Origin of the sequence: Novosphingobium sp. UBA1939 (assembly GCF_002336885.1) — a bacterium.
GTDB lineage: Bacteria > Pseudomonadota > Alphaproteobacteria > Sphingomonadales > Sphingomonadaceae > Novosphingobium.
This window is the reverse complement of record NZ_DDFB01000064.1, coordinates 1-15,339: the sequence shown is the minus strand read 5'-3', so window position 1 is coordinate 15,339 and position 15,339 is coordinate 1. Positions and strand designations below refer to the sequence as shown.

Below are 15,339 nucleotides of genomic sequence, written 5' to 3'. Positions count from 1 at the left end.
GTCAGGCTCATAACCTGAAGGTCGTAGGTTCAAATCCTACCCCCGCAACCATTGATCGGACGTATTCCAGCCTCGCCGTGTGCGGGGCTTTTTTGCGTTCGGCTGCCCGCACGGTGTTGGCAAAGGTGGCGTTTCCGCGCGTGATGACGCTTGCGCAAATGCGGATTTCACGACACAACGCGCGCTCCGGAAGCGCCGGAGGCACCATCGTTTTGCCAAAAACGCCCTATTTTCGGCTCTTTCAGGCGGAAAACAGTGGATAGCTTGGTTGGAACGATGGATTAGTGAGGCTTTGTCGCGTTAGCCGGTCCGTCCCATTACCAATGAAAGCAAGACCATGAACAGCAATGATCTGGCCGATGTCCTCGTCGCGAGCCACGGCCTTACCAAGGCCGACGCGCGCAAGGCCGTGGACGGCGTTTTCGCTGCCATCGCCGATGCCGCCGGCAAGGGCGACGAAGTTTCCCTGAACGGCTTCGGCAAGTTCAAGGTGAAGAACACCCCCGCGCGTGAAGGCCGCAACCCCTCGACGGGCGCGACCATCCAGATCGCGGCGTCGAACAAGCTGACCTTCTCTCCGGCGAAGGCCGTGAAGGACAAGCTCAACGGCTGAGCCGTTGCAGCCGGCGCCTTGCCAGTGGCAGGGCGCCGGTCTTCACTTCCCGCGTCAGGCGCACGCATTAACGGGGCCTTCTGGGCTCCCTAGCGCAACTGGCGTTTTTCGAGCTTCCGTGCCAGCGTTCGGCGATGCATGCCAAGGCGGCGCGCGGCTTCCGAAATATTGAAATCGCATTCCGCTAGCGTGGCGTGAATGTATTCCCATTCCACCGTCTTGATCGAGCTCTTGCGGCCTTCGAGCGGGGTGTCGGGATCACCATCGGCCTTGTGGAAGGCCTCCTCGATATCGTCGGTATTGGCGGGCTTCGCCAGATAGTGCGAAGCGCCGAGCTTGATCGCTTCGACAGCCGTGGCAATGCTGGCGAAACCGGTAAGGACGACGATGCGCGTATCGGCATCGCGCTGGTGAAGCATTTGCACGCAGCCCAGACCGGATGCGGTGCCCAGCTTGAGGTCGACGACGGCGTAGTCGAAGCGCGTGGCGGCAAGCAGGACTTCAAGATCTTCTGGCGAGGCGGCATGGCTGACGGTGTAGCCACGGCGCTCCAGCGATCGCTGCAAGGTCCGCGCGAAAGCGGGATCGTCCTCGACGATCACCAGCGAGTGCCGCGATGGCGCGGTATCGTCCTGCATCAGCGCGCCCCTTTTCCGGAAAAGATCAAGGCTTCGAGCGGAATGCTGATGCGCACCAGCGCGCCGCCGTCATTGGGATTGCCGACTTCCACCCGGCCGCCGAGCTTGCGGATCACGTTCACCACGAGAAACAGGCCCAGTCCACCGCCGGCGCGGCCTTTGGTGGAGGAATAGGGTTTGCCGAAAGCTTCGAGCATTTCCTCCGCGAAGCCCGGTCCGTTGTCGCGCACTTCGATGACCAGATCCCGGAGGGGCGTTCGCGCGTGGATGGTGACGCGCGCGGGGGAAACTTCGAGCGCGTTGTCGATCACGTTGCCGATAACCTGGCGCAAGGCAGGATCGGAGACGATGGCGACGTCCTGCGAGACTTCGTTGCGAAATTGCACGGCACCGGCGCTGCGATCACGCCAGTCGGCGGCGATTTCATCGAGAAACGCGCCAAGCCGGATGACCGATGGGCTTTCGCCCCGCGCTTCGCCGGCGGACATCAGGATGCCCGAGACGATCGTCTTGCAGCGCTTCAACTCGGTCTGCATTTCATCCACTTCGCCGGACAGTTCAGGCGTGGCCTTGACGACGGGGTGGTGCGCCCAGTCCCCCAGGATCACCGACATCGTGGACATTGGCGTGCCCAGTTCGTGCGCCGCACCCGAAGCAAGCAGACCCATGCGGACGATGTGATGCTCCTCGGCCGCCTGCTGGCGCAGCGTGGCGAGTGCGGCATCGCTCTGCCGGCGGTTGCGGTCCATGCGGATTACGAAGAACACCAGCAGCGCGGCGATGAGAAGGAAGCAGAGCAGGCTGCCGAGCAGATAGAGGCGCAAGGGTTCCGCGGCGTATTGCGGTGGCAGCGCAAGCGGACGGTACAGGAACGTCAGCAGCGCCACGCCCAGCGCCGCGATCGCGGCGACGATCCAGCTCCAGTCCGGCGGGAGCAGGATCGCGCCGATCACGATCTGCAGTAGGAACAGGAAGGTGAACGGATTGGTCGTCCCGCCGCTGAAATAGAGCTGCCACCCCAGTGCCGCGACATCCAGCATCAGCGCGCCGAGCAGTTCCATGTAGCTGTACCCTTCGCGCTCCCGCCCCATCACCGAGGTGGCAAGATTCACGAAGCCGAGCAGGACCGGCACGGTTATCAGCTGTGGTAACGGCAGGTTCACGCCCATCGCCGCCGCGGCAATCCAGATCGTCAGCAATTGTCCCGCCACAGCCATCCAGCGCAACTGGACGAGCAGCGCCATGTTGCGCGCGCTGGCGGGCGGATAGGAGAGCTGGGCGAGGCTTCTGGTCATGATTGCCTGCGCCATACCACGATTGCCCCGACGGCGCACAGCGCGGCGAGGGCGAACCAGGTCAGGGCATAGGCAAGGTGGTTATTGGGGAACGTCAGCACGGTGAGCCCGGCGACGGGTGTTTCTGAAGCGCGGGGGCTTTCCGACTGCGCGTCGATAAACAGCCGTGGGTCGATGGTCACGCCGCGCCTGGCGGCAATCGCGACGACATCGCGCGAATACCAGCGATCATCACCGGGCCGGTTGGCGCGCAGGAAGGCGCCGCCGGGTTCGGTCAGGCGGAGCAGGCCGGTGACGGTGACGCGGCCGGAGGGCGTCGCGCGGCGCACCGGATCAACCCGGGAACCGCTCGGGACGAAGCCGCGATTGACGAGGACGGGCGGACCACGATCGGGCTGGAGCGGGACGAGCACCCAGTAGCCGCTGCCGAGAATTGATGTGCCCGTCACGAGTGTTACGCCTCGTGCGTCATATGTGCCGCTCATGGTGAGGCGGCGGTATTCGAGCGGCTTGAGCGGGCCTTGCGGAAGCACCGCCACCGGGATCGGCGTGACATGCGTGGCCTGTTCAACGTGCGCGATCAGGGCTTCCTTCCACGCCAGCCGGTGGACCTGCCACACGCCCAGCGCGATGAAGGCGGGCGCAAGGAGAAGAAGGGCGAGCGCGAGCCAGTTGAACCCGCGCCGCGCCGCCCTGGTGTTCAAGGCGCTTGTTCCATGCCCTGCATGGTGCCCTGGGGCATCATGTTGTGGTTGAGGTGATACATCACCCACAGCGATCCGCTGAGCACGATTACCACCAGCACCACCGTGAACAGCAGCGCCAGAAGGTTCCAGCCGCCTTCCGCCTTGGCATTCATGTGCAGGAAGAAGATCATGTGGACCACGATCTGCACCGCGGCGAAGCCGGTGATGACCAGCGCTGTGGTGCCCTTGTCTGCAATGGCGCCGCTCATCACCAGCCAGAACGGGACGGCGGTGAGGATGACGGAAAGGCCGAAGCCCCAGACGTAATCGCGCAGCGATCCGTGGCCCTCGTCGTGCCCGCTCCCGTGCCCATGAACATCGTGTGCAGCGCTCATCGCAGCATTCCCATCAGATAGACGAACGTGAAGACGCCGATCCAGACGACGTCGAGAAAGTGCCAGAACAGGCTGAGGCACATCAGGCGGCGCTTGTTGGCGGCGATCAGACCGCGCTGGGCGACCTGCACCATCAGCACCGTCAGCCAGACCAGGCCGAACGTAACGTGCAGGCCATGCGTGCCGACCAGCGTGAAGAACGAGGACAGGAAGGCGCTGCGCTGTGGCGTCGCCCCTTCGTGGATCAGGTGCGAGAACTCGTAAAGCTCGATCCCCAGGAAGGCCGCGCCAAACAGGCCGGTGATCAGCAGCCAGAGCTGCGTCTGCCCTTTCTGCCCGCGCTGCATCGCCAGCATCGCGAACCCGTAGGTAATCGACGAGAACAGCAGCATCGAGGTGTTGAGCGCGACCAGTGGCAGGTCGAACAGGTCTTTCGGCCCCGGCCCCGCCGCGAGGTTGCCGCCCAGCACGCCGAAGGCGGCGAACAGCATCGCGAAGATGAGGCAGTCGCTCATCAGGTAGATCCAGAAGCCCAGCATGGTGCTGCCGCCTTCGGGATGATCGTGCTCGTGCAGGTCGTAGTAGCGGCCCGTCAGGGTCGCCGGGGAAACGGACTGGCTCATGCTGCGGCTCCCTCAAGCGCGGCAAGCTGCCGGGTGCGGGTGGCTTCGGTTTCCGCCACGGTTTCGGCGGGAATGTGGAAGTCGCGCCGGTAGTTGAAGGTATGCGCGATGGCGGTGATCAGCAGCGCGCCGAAGCTTGCCACGGCCAGCCACCAGATATGCCAGATCAGGGCGAAGCCGCAGACCGCGCTGATTCCGGCCAGGATCACGCCCGCGCCCGTGTTCTTGGGCATGTGGATCGGGCGGAAGCCTTCGACCGGACGGGCCACGCCCGCGCGCTTCATGTCCTCCCACGCGTCCAGATCATGCACGATCGGGGTGAAGGCGAAGTTGTAGGCGGGCGGCGGCGAGCTCGTCGACCATTCCAGCGTGCGCGCGTTCCAGGGATCGCCGGTTTCGTCGCGCAGTTCGTCGCGCCGCAGGATCGAGACGGTGTACTGGATCAGCATGGCCACGATGCCCAGCGCGATAAGGAAGGCGCCCGCCGCGGCGATCTGGAACCAGATCTGCAGCGAGGGATCGTCGAACACCCGCATCCGGCGCGTCACGCCCATCAGGCCCATGACGTAGAGCGGGGTAAAGGCCATCCAGAAGCCGACGACCCAGCACCAGAAGCTGACCTTGCCCCAGAACGGCTCCAGACGGAAACCGAACGCCTTGGGCCACCAGTAGTTGATCGCCGCGAACACGCCGAACACCACGCCGCCGATGATCACGTTGTGGAAGTGCGCGATCAGGAACAGCGAGTTGTGCAGGACGAAGTCCGCCGGCGGCACCGCCAGCATTACCCCGGTCATGCCGCCGATCACGAACGTCAGCATGAACGCCATCGTCCACATCATCGGCAGGTCGAAGCGGATGCGCGCGCGGTACATCGTGAACAGCCAGTTGAACATCTTCGCCCCGGTGGGGATCGAGATCACCATCGTGGTGATGCCGAAGAAGCTGTTCACGCTCGCGCCCGAACCCATCGTGAAGAAGTGGTGCAGCCACACGAGGTAGGACAGGATGGTGATGACGACGGTGGCATAGACCATCGACGAATAGCCGAAGAGCCGCTTGCCCGAGAACGTGGAGGTGATTTCGGAGAAGACGCCGAAGATCGGCAGGATCAGGATATAGACTTCCGGGTGGCCCCAGATCCAGATCAGGTTCACGTACATCATCGGGCTGCCGCCGAAATCGTTCGTGAAGAAGTTGGTGCCGACATAGCGATCGAGGCTGAGCAGCACGAGCACGGCGGTCAGCACCGGGAAGGACGCCACGATCAGCACGTTGGTGCACAGCGAGGTCCAGGTGAACACCGGCATCCGCATCATCGTCATGCCGGGCGCGCGCATCTTCACGATCGTGGCGATCAGGTTGATCCCCGACAGCGTGGTGCCCACGCCCGCGATCTGCAGCGACCAGATGTAGTAATCGACGCCGACGTTGGGGCTGTAGGCAAGGCCGGAGAGCGGCGGATAGGCCAGCCACCCGGTCTGCGCGAATTCCCCGACGAACAGCGAGGCCATCACCAGCGCAGCGCCGCTGGCGGTCATCCAGAAGCTGAAGTTGTTGAGGAACGGGAACGAGACGTCGCGCGCGCCGATCTGCAGCGGCACCACGTAGTTCATCAGCCCGGTCACGAACGGCATGGCCACAAAGAAGATCATGATCACGCCGTGCGCGGTGAATATCTGATCGTAGTGGTGCGCGTTGAGATAGCCTTCCGATCCGTTGAACGCGATCGCCTGCTGGATGCGCATCATCAGCGCGTCGGCAAAGCCGCGCAGGAACATGACGAGGCCCAGCACCATGTACATGATGCCGATCTTCTTGTGATCCACGCTGGTGAACCACTCTTTCCAGAGATAGCCCCACAGGCGGAAATAGGTGAGCGCCGCCAGCAGCGCGACGCCGCCCAGCGCGACGACCGCGAACGTGGCGAGCACGATCGGCTCGGTCGGGATCGCATCGGGGCCGAGGCGCCCGAGCAGGAACGACCAGTGTGGTTCGGCAGGTGTCATGGATCAGTGTCCGCGATCAGGAAACGGGGGAGGACGCCGGAGCGGCGAGGGAGAGGGTGCGGCTGGCCGGCTGTTGGGGCGGTGCCTCCTTCAGCGGTCCCTTGCCGGCGCAATAGGCATTCGCGTTGACGAACAGTTGCGCGCCGCTGGGCTGGCGACCGGGAAGCACGGGCAACACCTGTTCGCGACCGAACTTGTCGTAGGTCAGCGCGGCAAGGTTGAACTGCCCGGCGCGGCCGGTGCCGCCTTCGGCGTCGATCGCCATCATCTGGTTCACGCACATCTTGCCGGGGCGGACGCAGAGGTTGACGGCCGCGTCGAACAGCGCCGGATCGACGTTGGCGAAGTGGCGGACCGGTTCTTTCTCGCTCGGCTGTTCGAGCTTCAGGTAGGCCGTGCGGTCCAGCGCGTCGGCACCCTTGCGGATGCCGGCGGCCCAGGCGTCGAAATCGCCCGCGGATACGCCGCGCGTCACGAAACGCATCTTGGAGAAGCCGGCGCCGCTGTACTGCGCGGAAAAGCCCTGGAACGAGCCCATCCGGTTGAGCACGGCATGGAGCTTCGTTTCCATGCCCGGCATGGCATATATCTGGCCGGCGAGTGCGGGCACGTAGAACGAGTTCATCACGGACGACGCGGTCAGGCGGAATTGCACCGGGCGATCCACCGGCAGGACCAGATCGTTGACGGTAGCGATCTTCTGTTCGGGGTAGATGAACAGCCACTTCCAGTCGAGCGCGACGACCTGCACTTCCAGCGGCTTCGTACCTGCGGGAAGGGGCCGGGCGGCGTCTATGCGCGACAGCGGGCGGTAGGGATCGAGCGTATGAGTCGTGACCCAGGTGATCGACCCCAGCGCGATGATGATCATCAGCGGCGCCGACCAGATCACCAGTTCCAGCTTGGTGGAATGGTGCCATTCGGGCGCGTAGGTCGCCGCGGTGTTGGATGAACGGTAACGCCAGGCGAAGGCGACCGTCAGCACCATGACCGGCACGATGATCAGCAGCATCAGCGCCGTGGCGACGATCACCAGATGCGCCTGCTGTTGCGCGATATCGCCCGAGGGATTGAGAACGACCCAGTCGCAGCCGGAGAGGAGGGCAGCAAGCGGGAGGACGACGGCACCGCGCGCGAGGCGCCAGAGGGACGGGGGGATCGCTGGCATGGCGCGCGGACTAGGCCCGCCGGACGGTGCGTTCGATTGGACAATTTGTCCCACCCGCGCCTTGACGCGGATCAATGACAGTGAAACCTTGTCCTCAACGGTCGGAACAGACCGGGGTGAAGCCCGCAACGGGCACGAACGAGGTGCCTGACATGACTGCAGTTCCCTTCGATAACGGCATGGCGGGGCAAGGCCCGCGCGGGCATGCCGGTCACGCCGTTTCGCCGGGCGACATCGCCATCGGCGTGATCATCGGTCGCACGTCCGAATTCTTCGATTTCTTCGTCTATGCGATCGCTTCGGTGCTGGTGTTCCCGAAGGTCTTTTTCCCCTTCGCTCCCCCGCTTCAGGCGATGCTGTGGTCGTTCTCGCTGTTTGCGCTGGCCTTTCTGGCCCGTCCGGTGGGGTCGGTGGCGTTCATGGCCGTCGACCGCATGCTGGGGCGCGAGGCGAAGCTGACGATCGCCCTGTTCCTGCTGGGCGGATCGACCGCCGCGATTGCCTTCCTGCCCGGCTATGAGACACTGGGCGCGCGGGCGATCTGGCTGCTGGCGCTGTTCCGGCTGGGGCAGGGCTTCGCGCTGGGCGGCACCTGGGATGGCCTGGCCTCGCTGCTGGCGCTCAACGCGCCCGAGAACCGGCGCGGCTGGTATGCGATGATCCCGCAACTTGGCGCGCCGCTGGGCCTGATCGTGGCGAGCCTGCTGTTCGCGTTCTTCACCGCATCGCTGTCCATCGCCGATTTCCTTGAATGGGGCTGGCGCTATCCGTTCTTCGTCGCCTTCGCGATCAACGTCGTTGCCCTGTTCGCGCGGCTGCGCATGGTGGCGACGCCCGAGTTCCGGCGGTTGTACGAATCGCGCGATCTTCAGGCCGCGCCGGTGCTGGAGACAGTCTCGCGCGAATGGCGGACGGTCGCGATCGGGGTGTTCGCCCCGCTGGCGAGCTTCGCGCTGTTTCACATGGTCACCGTGTTTCCGCTGTCGTGGGTACTGCTGTTCACGCCCGAACAGCCGACCAGCTTCCTGCTGATCGAAGCCGGCGCGGCGGCGATCGGCGTGCTGGCAATCATCGCGTCGGGCCTGCTGGCCGACCGCATCGGGCGCCGCCGCCTGCTGGTGGTTTCGGCCGCGGCGATCGCCGTGTTCAGCGGGTTCGCGCCGCAATTGCTGGGGCTGGGTGAGGGCGGCGAGATCGCCTTCATGGTGCTGGGCTTCATCCTGCTGGGACTGGCCTTCGGGCAATCGTCGGGCGCGGTCTCGTCGAACTTCGCCACGCGCCATCGTTATACCGGTTCGGCGCTGACGAGCGATCTGGCGTGGTTGTTCGGCGCGGGGTTCGCCCCCCTGGTGGCGTTGTGGCTGGCCGCGCAGGGCGGGCTGCTCGCTTCGGGCGCTTATCTGCTGTCGGGCGCGCTGGCGACGCTGGTGGCGCTGTGGCTCAATTCGGAACTGGCGAGCCGCCATTGACGTACCCGGTTCCCTGGGCCGCGATTGCCGCCTAGGGAACCGGCGTGACCGACCTGCCGATCCACGCCGTCCTGCCGGACCTGCTTGCCGCCTTGCGCGCGCAGCCGTCCGCCGTGCTGATCGCGCCGCCGGGCGCGGGCAAAACGACATCCGTCGCCCCCGCGCTGCTTGGTGAGCCGTGGTGCAAGGGCACGGTGATCCTGCTTTCGCCCCGTCGCGTCGCAGCGCGCGCGGCCGCCGAGCGCATGGCCGAGCTGCTGGGCGAACAGCCCGGCGAAACCGTAGGGTATCTCACCCGCCTCGATAGCCGGCGTTCTGCCCGGACCCGCATCCTCGTCATGACCGAGGCGATCTTCGTGGCGACGATCCTTGGGGATCCCGACCTGAAGGGGGTTTCCGCCGTGCTGTTCGACGAAGCGCACGAGCGCCATCTCGACAGCGATCTGGGGCTGGCGCTGGCGATCGAATCGCAGGCGGTGTTGCGGGAAGACCTGCGCCTGATCGTCATGTCCGCCACGATCGACGGCGCGCGCTTTGCAGGCCTGCTGGGCAATGCGCCCGTGATCGAAAGCGAAGGGAAGGCATTCCCGCTGGCTATCCGCTGGCTGGGCGCGCGGCCGGACCTGCGGCTGGAACAGGCCATGGCCTCCGCCATCGGCGAGGCATGGCGCAGCGAACAGGGGGATATCCTGGCCTTCCTGCCCGGCGTGCGCGACATCGAGCGCGCCGCTGATCTGCTCGCGGATCGCCTGCCGCAAGCGCTCGTGCTGCCGCTCCACGGGCAGGTGGAGCCGGCGGGGCAGCGCACCGCCATACGGCGCGATGCCGGGGGCCGCCGCAGGATCGTGCTTGCCACCGCCATCGCCGAAACCAGCCTGACGCTGGACGGGGTTTCAGTGGTGGTCGATGCCGGCCTTTCGCGCCGGGCCGAGTTCGACAAGACCGCCGGTGTCACGCGGCTGGTGACTCACCGTGCCAGCCAGGCTGCCGCGGCGCAGCGTGCGGGCCGCGCGGCGCGGCAGGGGCCGGGCGTGGCCTATCGCTTGTGGGAAGAAGCCGCCCATGCCGGGCGGCCGACCTTCGATCCGCCGGAAATCCTCACTTCCGATCTGGCGCCGCTGGCGCTTACGCTGGCGCAATGGGGCGCGGGTGATCCGGCCGGCATGGCCTGGATCGATCCGCCGCCGGTGCCGGCGATGGCCGCCGCGCAGGCGCAGTTGCGGGCGCTGGGCGCACTCGATGCCGACAACCGGATCACCACGCACGGCCGCGCCTTGGCGAAGCTGCCAATGGAGCCAGCGCTGGCCCATATGCTCGTCTTTGCCGCCAGGCGCGGCGCGGCGCGGGAGGCGGCGCGGCTGGCGCTGCTGTTGCAGGAGCGCGGCCTTGGCGGAAAGGGCGAGGATCTGGCGCGACGGCTCGATCGCTGGAACGGCGAACGCGGCGGCCGGGCGGAGGCATCGCGCAAACTGGCGGCGCGCTGGGCGGAGATGGCGGAGCGCGTCTCTTCGTCCACCGGCTCCGAACCTGCCGATGGACGCGGGCAAGCTCTGCCCCCGGGCGTGCTTCTCGCGGAAGCCTTCCCCGATCGCATCGCCCGCCGCCGGTCCGCCAGCGGAGAGGAATGGCTGTCCTCCGGGGGCCGCGGCTATCGGCTCGATCCCGCATCGCCGCTCGCCACCGCCGAATGGCTGGTGATCGGCGATGCGCAGGGCGAAGCCAAAGGCGCGCGGATCATGGCCGCGCTGGCGCTGGACGAAGCGGACATTACCCGCTGGCTGCCGCACCGGCTGGAAGCGCGCCACGCCCTGACGTGGAACGAGGCCGAGGCCCGTGTCGAGGCGCGGCTGGAGCGGCGGCTCGGCGCGATCGTGCTGGCGCGGGTGCCCGATCCTTCGCCCGATCCGGATGCGGTGGCCGCGCTCCTGCTCGATCAGGTGCGGCGTTCGGGGCTCGGCTTGCTGCCGCTGGGGGGAGGGGCCAGGGCGCTGCTCGAACGCGCGCGCCATGCCGGGCTTACGGCGCTCTCGGAAGCGGCCTTGCTGGACGGGCTGGACGAATGGCTCGGGCCGTTGCTGGCGGGAAGGCGTGACTTTTCCATCCCCGCCGGCAAGCTGCACGATGCGTTGGCAAACCGGCTGGACTGGAACGAGCGGCAGACACTCGACCGGCTGGCTCCGGCCGAGTATCGCTCGCCAGCCGGAACCAGCCACGCCATCGATTACGCGCACGAGGGCGGCCCGACCGTGGAACTGCGAGTGCAGGCACTGTTCGGGCTGGACCGGCATCCCGTGATCGGCCAGCCGGCAAGGCCGCTGCTGCTGAGCCTGACCTCGCCCGCCGGACGGCCGATCCAGACGACGGCCGATCTGCCCGCGTTCTGGCGCGGAAGCTGGCGCGATGTGGTGAAGGACATGAAAGGCCGTTATCCCCGGCACCGCTGGCCCGACGAGCCGTGGGCCGAAGACCCGAGCCTCAAGACCAAGAACGCGTTCGAGGCTTCGCGGCGATCCTGATGATGGCCCGATCCTGCGTTCGCAGCCACCTTTGGCGGGGTGCGCGGAAAGTCTCTCTTGATTCTGGCAACGATTCGACCGAAAGCGCAGCCCATGCCTGCACGCATCTATCAGCGCCCGAAAAACGCCATGCAGTCCGGCAAGGCCCGGACCGCCGACTGGCTTCTCGAATTCGAACCGGCCGAAGCCAAGCGGCCCGATCCGCTGATGGGCTGGACCGGCTCCGGCGATACGCAGCAGCAGGTGGTGCTGCGCTTCGGTTCGGAAGTGGAAGCGAAGGCCTATGCCGATCGCTACGGCATCGAGGCGCACGTCACGCCGACCCCGCCGCGCAAGCTGAAGCTGCAGAGCTACGCCGACAATTTCCGTTGATCCGCCCCGTCCGGCCGCAAGGCTGGACAAACGGCTGCCTTGTCTCCATATGCCCCACCGGGAGTCGGGTGGACGTTAGCGTTCGCCAACCTGGTCAGGTCCGGAAGGAAGCAGCCACAACGGATAGCGGCGGGTCGCCCGGCTCCTTCCCTCGCACATTTCAGTCGTCCGATACCGCCGCCTTCAGGCGCGAGCGCGCTTCGTTGCGCGATCCCGTGGCGGGAATCGTGCCAGCCACCTTGCCCAGCCCGAACGGCGGCATGTTGGCATAGACGGTTTCGTGCCCGCCTGCCGGAACGACGTAGGTTTCATGGAAAATGCCCACCGTGCCATCAGCGCCGACGGCCTTGTTGAAGGCGGTCCAGGCCGGCCAATGCGCCCGATCGCGATCACGCGCATAGGCTTCCAGACTGTCGAAATCGCGCCAGTACTGCAGCAGCATGACCGTGCGCGGGCCACGCAGAAGGTATTCGGCGCCCAGGAAGCCACTGTCCGGATTCGCGGAAAGCTCGGCCAGCATGGGCCGCATCGCGCGGATCACCGGCAACCATTTCCCGAAGCGCCAGAAGCGGTTGATGCGCATGCCGATGGCGAACACGACCAGCGGGCCGGCGTGGTTGGCGGTGAAGCGGCCGGGTTGAATGGCGTTCATGCGCGATTGGTTTCATGGTGAAACTGACGTGTCAATTCGCTGCATTCTGATGTGGTGCAAATCGACATTCCGCGCGGCAGCGCCTACCTAGGGTCATCATGGTCGATTCAACCGACATCTTTGGCAACGATACGCCGACCGAACGCGATCCCGATATGCCCGAGGACGCGCTCGGTCTTGGCCTGGACATGCCGCCGCCGCCGAAGCCCGCGCCGCCTTCGACAACGGGCGGCGATGTGCAGCCCTATCGCGTGCTGGCGCGCAAGTACCGGTCGCAGACCTTTGCCGAACTGATCGGGCAGGACGCGATGGTGCAGACGCTGGCCAACGCGATCAAGCGCGGCCGGCTGGCCCATGCCTTCCTGATGACCGGCGTGCGCGGGGTGGGCAAGACGTCCACCGCGCGCCTTATCGCCAAGGCGCTCAACTGCATCGGGCCGGACGGGCAGGGCGGGCCGACGATCGACCCCTGTGGCCAGTGCGAGCCTTGCGTGGCCATCGCCGAAGGGCGGCACATCGACGTGATCGAGATGGACGCCGCCAGCCATACCGGCGTGGACGACGTGCGCGAGATCATCGAGGCGGTGCGCTATGCCGCCGTTTCGGCGCGCTACAAGATCTATATCATCGACGAAGTTCACATGCTCTCGCGCAACGCGTTCAACGCGCTGCTCAAGACGCTGGAGGAGCCGCCGGCGCATGTGAAGTTCCTGTTCGCCACGACCGAGGTGGACAAGCTGCCCGTCACCGTGCTGTCGCGCTGCCAGCGGTTCGATCTCAAGCGTATTCCCGCGCCGCTGCTGGCCAGCCATTTCGCCATGATCTGCGGCAAGGAAGGCGTCGAGGCCGAGGACGAGGCGCTGGCGATGATCGCCACGGCGGCTGAGGGTTCGGTGCGTGACGGGTTGTCGATCCTCGATCAGGCGATCAGCCACGCGGATCTTGCGGGCGGCGGCGAGGCGACCGTCGTCACCGCCGAGCAGGTTCGCGAGATGCTGGGCCTTGCCGACAAGACCATGCAACGCCGCCTGTTCGCCGCCGTGCTGGGGGGCGACGGTGGCGCGCTGCTGGAGGAAGTGGCGCAGCAATACGCGCTGGGCATCGAGCCGATTGCGATGATGCGCGCGCAAATGGACATCGTTCACAAGGTGACAGTAGCGCAGATCGGCGGTTCGGGTTCCGACACCCGATCGCCCGAGGAGCGCGCCGCGATCGAGGGTTGGGCCAGGGACCTGGCGGCGGGGCAGCTCCATCGGCTGTGGCAACTGCTGCTCAAGGGTTACGAGGAAGTGAAGACCGCGCCGGACCCGCTGGTGGCGGCGCAGATGGCGCTGCTGCGCGTGCTTCATGCGGCCGACATGCCCGATCCGGGATCGCTGGTGAAGAAGATGGAGGACATCGCCTCACGCCCGGTGGTGATGGCGGCCGCGCCGGCTGGCGAAAACGGCGATGGAAGCGGCGGCGGTTCCCCGGCCATGCATGTTCCCGCACCGGTGCCCGTGGCGCTGGACTGGGCGGAACTGGTCGAGCAAGTGGAGCATCACGCGCCGCTGGTCGGATCGTCGATGCGGCTGTCCGTGCGGGTGATCGAGTTGCGCGCAGGGTATCTGCGTTATCAGTTGGCGCCGGGGCTGCCGGGCGATCCTTCGGCCGACATCCGCAAGGCGCTGCAGCACGCGACCGGCGAGCCATGGCAGGTGGAGCGCGACGACGCCGTTTCCAGTGGTGAGGCGCAGCCCAGCCTTGAGGAAACCAAAACGGCTCATCAGCAGCAGGCCCATCAGGCCATGCTGGAAGACCCGTTGGTCAAGGCCGCGTTCGCCGCGTTTCCTGACGCGAAGATCATCGATGAAGACAGCTCGAGAGAGCATCAGGCACGGCCTTGGGGCCAGAGTCGGAGCAGACACGCGTGAAGTCCATGGAAGAAATGATTCAGGCCGCGCAGCAGGCGGCGCAGACCATCCAGAAGCAGATGGAAGATGCGCAGTCCAAGCTGGACGCGATCGAGGTGGAAGGCGCGGCCGGTGGCGGGCTGGTCAGGATCAAGGCGTCGGCCAAGGGCCGCGTGATCGGCGTATCGCTCGATGAAAGCCTGCTTGCTCCTTCGGAGAAGGGCATTCTCGAAGACCTGATCGCCGCCGCATTCAACGATGCGCGCGGCAAGGCGGATGCCGCCGCGGCGGAGGAAATGCAGAAAGTGCAGATGGCAGCGGGTATCCCGCCGGGCTTCAAGCTGCCGTTCTGATTTCGCGTGCCACCCGGTTGGCGCGTGCCGAACACAGAAAAGCCTCCCGATGCCCTGCGCCGGGAGGCTTTTCTGCAACTACAGCGGCTGGCGATCAGCTTAGGATACCGGGCAGATCCAGCCCCTTTTCGCGCGCGCAATCCAGCGCGATGTCATAGCCTGCATCGGCATGGCGCATCACGCCCGTCGCCGGATCGTTCCACAGCACCCGCTCGAGGCGGCGGGCCGCCGCATCGGTGCCGTCGGCCACGATCACCATGCCCGAATGCTGGGAAAAGCCCATGCCCACGCCGCCGCCGTGGTGCAGCGATACCCAGGTTGCGCCGCTGGCGGTGTTGAGCAGGGCGTTGAGCAGCGGCCAGTCCGATACCGCATCCGATCCATCGCGCATGGCTTCGGTTTCGCGGTTGGGGCTGGCGACCGATCCGGAATCGAGATGATCGCGGCCGATTACCACCGGCGCCTTGAGTTCGCCCTTCGCGACCATCTCGTTGAAGGCCAGGCCCAGCCGGTGCCGGTCGCCGAGGCCGACCCAGCAGATGCGCGCCGGTAGGCCCTGGAAGTGGATGCGTTCGCGCGCCATGTCGAGCCAGCGGTGCAGGTGTGCGTTGTCGGGCAGAAGTTCCTTCACCTTGGCGTCGGTCTTGTAGATGTCTTC

Annotated in this window: 15 protein-coding genes, 1 other RNA gene and 1 pseudogene; 8 read left to right on the top strand and 9 right to left on the bottom strand. The window is 66.1% G+C overall.

Features of this window, described 5'->3' with window-relative positions:
- Together B3547_RS09750 and B3547_RS09745 are read left to right on the top strand one after the other, a co-directional pair.
- The coding region (locus tag B3547_RS09750; RefSeq protein WP_292962537.1) for a hypothetical protein at nucleotides 1-263 on the top strand (263 nt) is incomplete at its 5' end.
- Nucleotides 264-316: 53 nt separating this feature from the next.
- Nucleotides 317-613 carry an HU family DNA-binding protein gene (locus B3547_RS09745; protein WP_223806555.1) on the top strand — a complete coding sequence of 99 codons (297 nt, stop codon included), beginning with the start codon at nucleotides 317-319 and terminating at the stop codon, nucleotides 611-613.
- A gap of 89 nt (nucleotides 614-702) precedes the next feature.
- Here the strand turns inward: B3547_RS09745 and B3547_RS09740 are convergent, their stop codons facing one another.
- The 7 genes from B3547_RS09740 to cyoA are packed head-to-tail and all read right to left on the bottom strand — an operon-like array spanning nucleotide 703 to nucleotide 7,427.
- On the bottom strand, nucleotides 703-1,251 hold the full coding sequence (locus B3547_RS09740; RefSeq protein ID WP_124808751.1) for a response regulator transcription factor: 549 nt from the start codon (nucleotides 1,249-1,251) through the stop codon (nucleotides 703-705).
- Nucleotides 1,251-2,546, bottom strand: a complete 1,296-nt coding sequence (locus B3547_RS09735; protein ID WP_233497632.1) for an ATP-binding protein — start codon at nucleotides 2,544-2,546, stop codon at nucleotides 1,251-1,253. The genes B3547_RS09740 and B3547_RS09735 overlap by 1 nt, the downstream gene beginning before the upstream one ends.
- Nucleotides 2,543-3,250, bottom strand: a complete 708-nt coding sequence (locus B3547_RS09730; RefSeq protein WP_292962533.1) for an SURF1 family protein — start codon at nucleotides 3,248-3,250, stop codon at nucleotides 2,543-2,545. The genes B3547_RS09735 and B3547_RS09730 overlap by 4 nt, the downstream gene beginning before the upstream one ends.
- Entirely contained in the window at nucleotides 3,247-3,627 is a 381-nt protein-coding gene (cyoD, locus tag B3547_RS09725) for a cytochrome o ubiquinol oxidase subunit IV (protein ID WP_292962530.1), read from the bottom strand. Before cyoD ends, B3547_RS09730 begins: the two co-directional genes overlap by 4 nt.
- Nucleotides 3,624-4,250 carry a cytochrome o ubiquinol oxidase subunit III gene (gene cyoC, locus B3547_RS09720; RefSeq protein WP_292962528.1) on the bottom strand — a complete coding sequence of 209 codons (627 nt, stop codon included), beginning with the start codon at nucleotides 4,248-4,250 and terminating at the stop codon, nucleotides 3,624-3,626. Before cyoC ends, cyoD begins: the two co-directional genes overlap by 4 nt.
- Nucleotides 4,247-6,259 carry a cytochrome o ubiquinol oxidase subunit I gene (gene cyoB / locus B3547_RS09715; protein WP_292962526.1) on the bottom strand — a complete coding sequence of 671 codons (2,013 nt, stop codon included), beginning with the start codon at nucleotides 6,257-6,259 and terminating at the stop codon, nucleotides 4,247-4,249. The genes cyoC and cyoB overlap by 4 nt, the downstream gene beginning before the upstream one ends.
- A 16-nt stretch (nucleotides 6,260-6,275) precedes the next feature.
- The gene (cyoA, locus tag B3547_RS09710) at nucleotides 6,276-7,427 is read right to left on the bottom strand and encodes a ubiquinol oxidase subunit II (RefSeq protein WP_292962524.1); all 1,152 of its coding nucleotides are present in this window, start codon (nucleotides 7,425-7,427) and stop codon (nucleotides 6,276-6,278) included.
- A gap of 152 nt (nucleotides 7,428-7,579) precedes the next feature.
- Here cyoA and B3547_RS09705 point away from each other — a divergent pair, with 152 nt between their 5' ends.
- The 4 genes from B3547_RS09705 (at nucleotide 7,580) to ffs (ending at nucleotide 11,936) form a co-directional block, all read left to right on the top strand.
- Complete coding sequence (locus B3547_RS09705; RefSeq protein ID WP_371432248.1) at nucleotides 7,580-8,896, top strand: MFS transporter; 1,317 nt, start codon at nucleotides 7,580-7,582, stop codon at nucleotides 8,894-8,896.
- A 44-nt stretch (nucleotides 8,897-8,940) separates the two neighbouring features.
- Nucleotides 8,941-11,412, top strand: a complete 2,472-nt coding sequence (gene hrpB, locus B3547_RS09700) for an ATP-dependent helicase HrpB (RefSeq protein ID WP_292962522.1) — start codon at nucleotides 8,941-8,943, stop codon at nucleotides 11,410-11,412.
- Nucleotides 11,413-11,505: 93 nt separating this feature from the next.
- Nucleotides 11,506-11,784 carry an ETC complex I subunit gene (locus B3547_RS09695; RefSeq protein ID WP_125955130.1) on the top strand — a complete coding sequence of 93 codons (279 nt, stop codon included), beginning with the start codon at nucleotides 11,506-11,508 and terminating at the stop codon, nucleotides 11,782-11,784.
- Between the two features lie 57 nt (nucleotides 11,785-11,841).
- Nucleotides 11,842-11,936, top strand: an RNA gene (ffs, locus tag B3547_RS09690) — signal recognition particle sRNA small type.
- Between the two features lie 8 nt (nucleotides 11,937-11,944).
- On the opposite strand, the gene B3547_RS09685 is transcribed toward ffs, so the two are convergent.
- Nucleotides 11,945-12,436, bottom strand: coding sequence for a DUF4188 domain-containing protein (locus tag B3547_RS09685; protein ID WP_124808759.1), 492 nt, complete (start codon nucleotides 12,434-12,436; stop codon nucleotides 11,945-11,947).
- Nucleotides 12,437-12,591: 155 nt separating this feature from the next.
- Here B3547_RS09685 and B3547_RS09680 point away from each other — a divergent pair, with 155 nt between their 5' ends.
- Entirely contained in the window at nucleotides 12,592-14,349 is a 1,758-nt protein-coding gene (locus tag B3547_RS09680; protein ID WP_414690534.1) for a DNA polymerase III subunit gamma/tau, read from the top strand.
- A complete protein-coding gene (locus B3547_RS09675) occupies nucleotides 14,346-14,681 on the top strand; it encodes a YbaB/EbfC family nucleoid-associated protein (RefSeq protein ID WP_124808760.1) in 336 nt (111 codons plus the stop codon). The genes B3547_RS09680 and B3547_RS09675 overlap by 4 nt, the downstream gene beginning before the upstream one ends.
- A 94-nt stretch (nucleotides 14,682-14,775) precedes the next feature.
- Here the strand turns inward: B3547_RS09675 and B3547_RS09670 are convergent.
- Nucleotides 14,776-15,339, bottom strand: a pseudogene (locus B3547_RS09670) (urocanate hydratase); the annotation flags it as partial.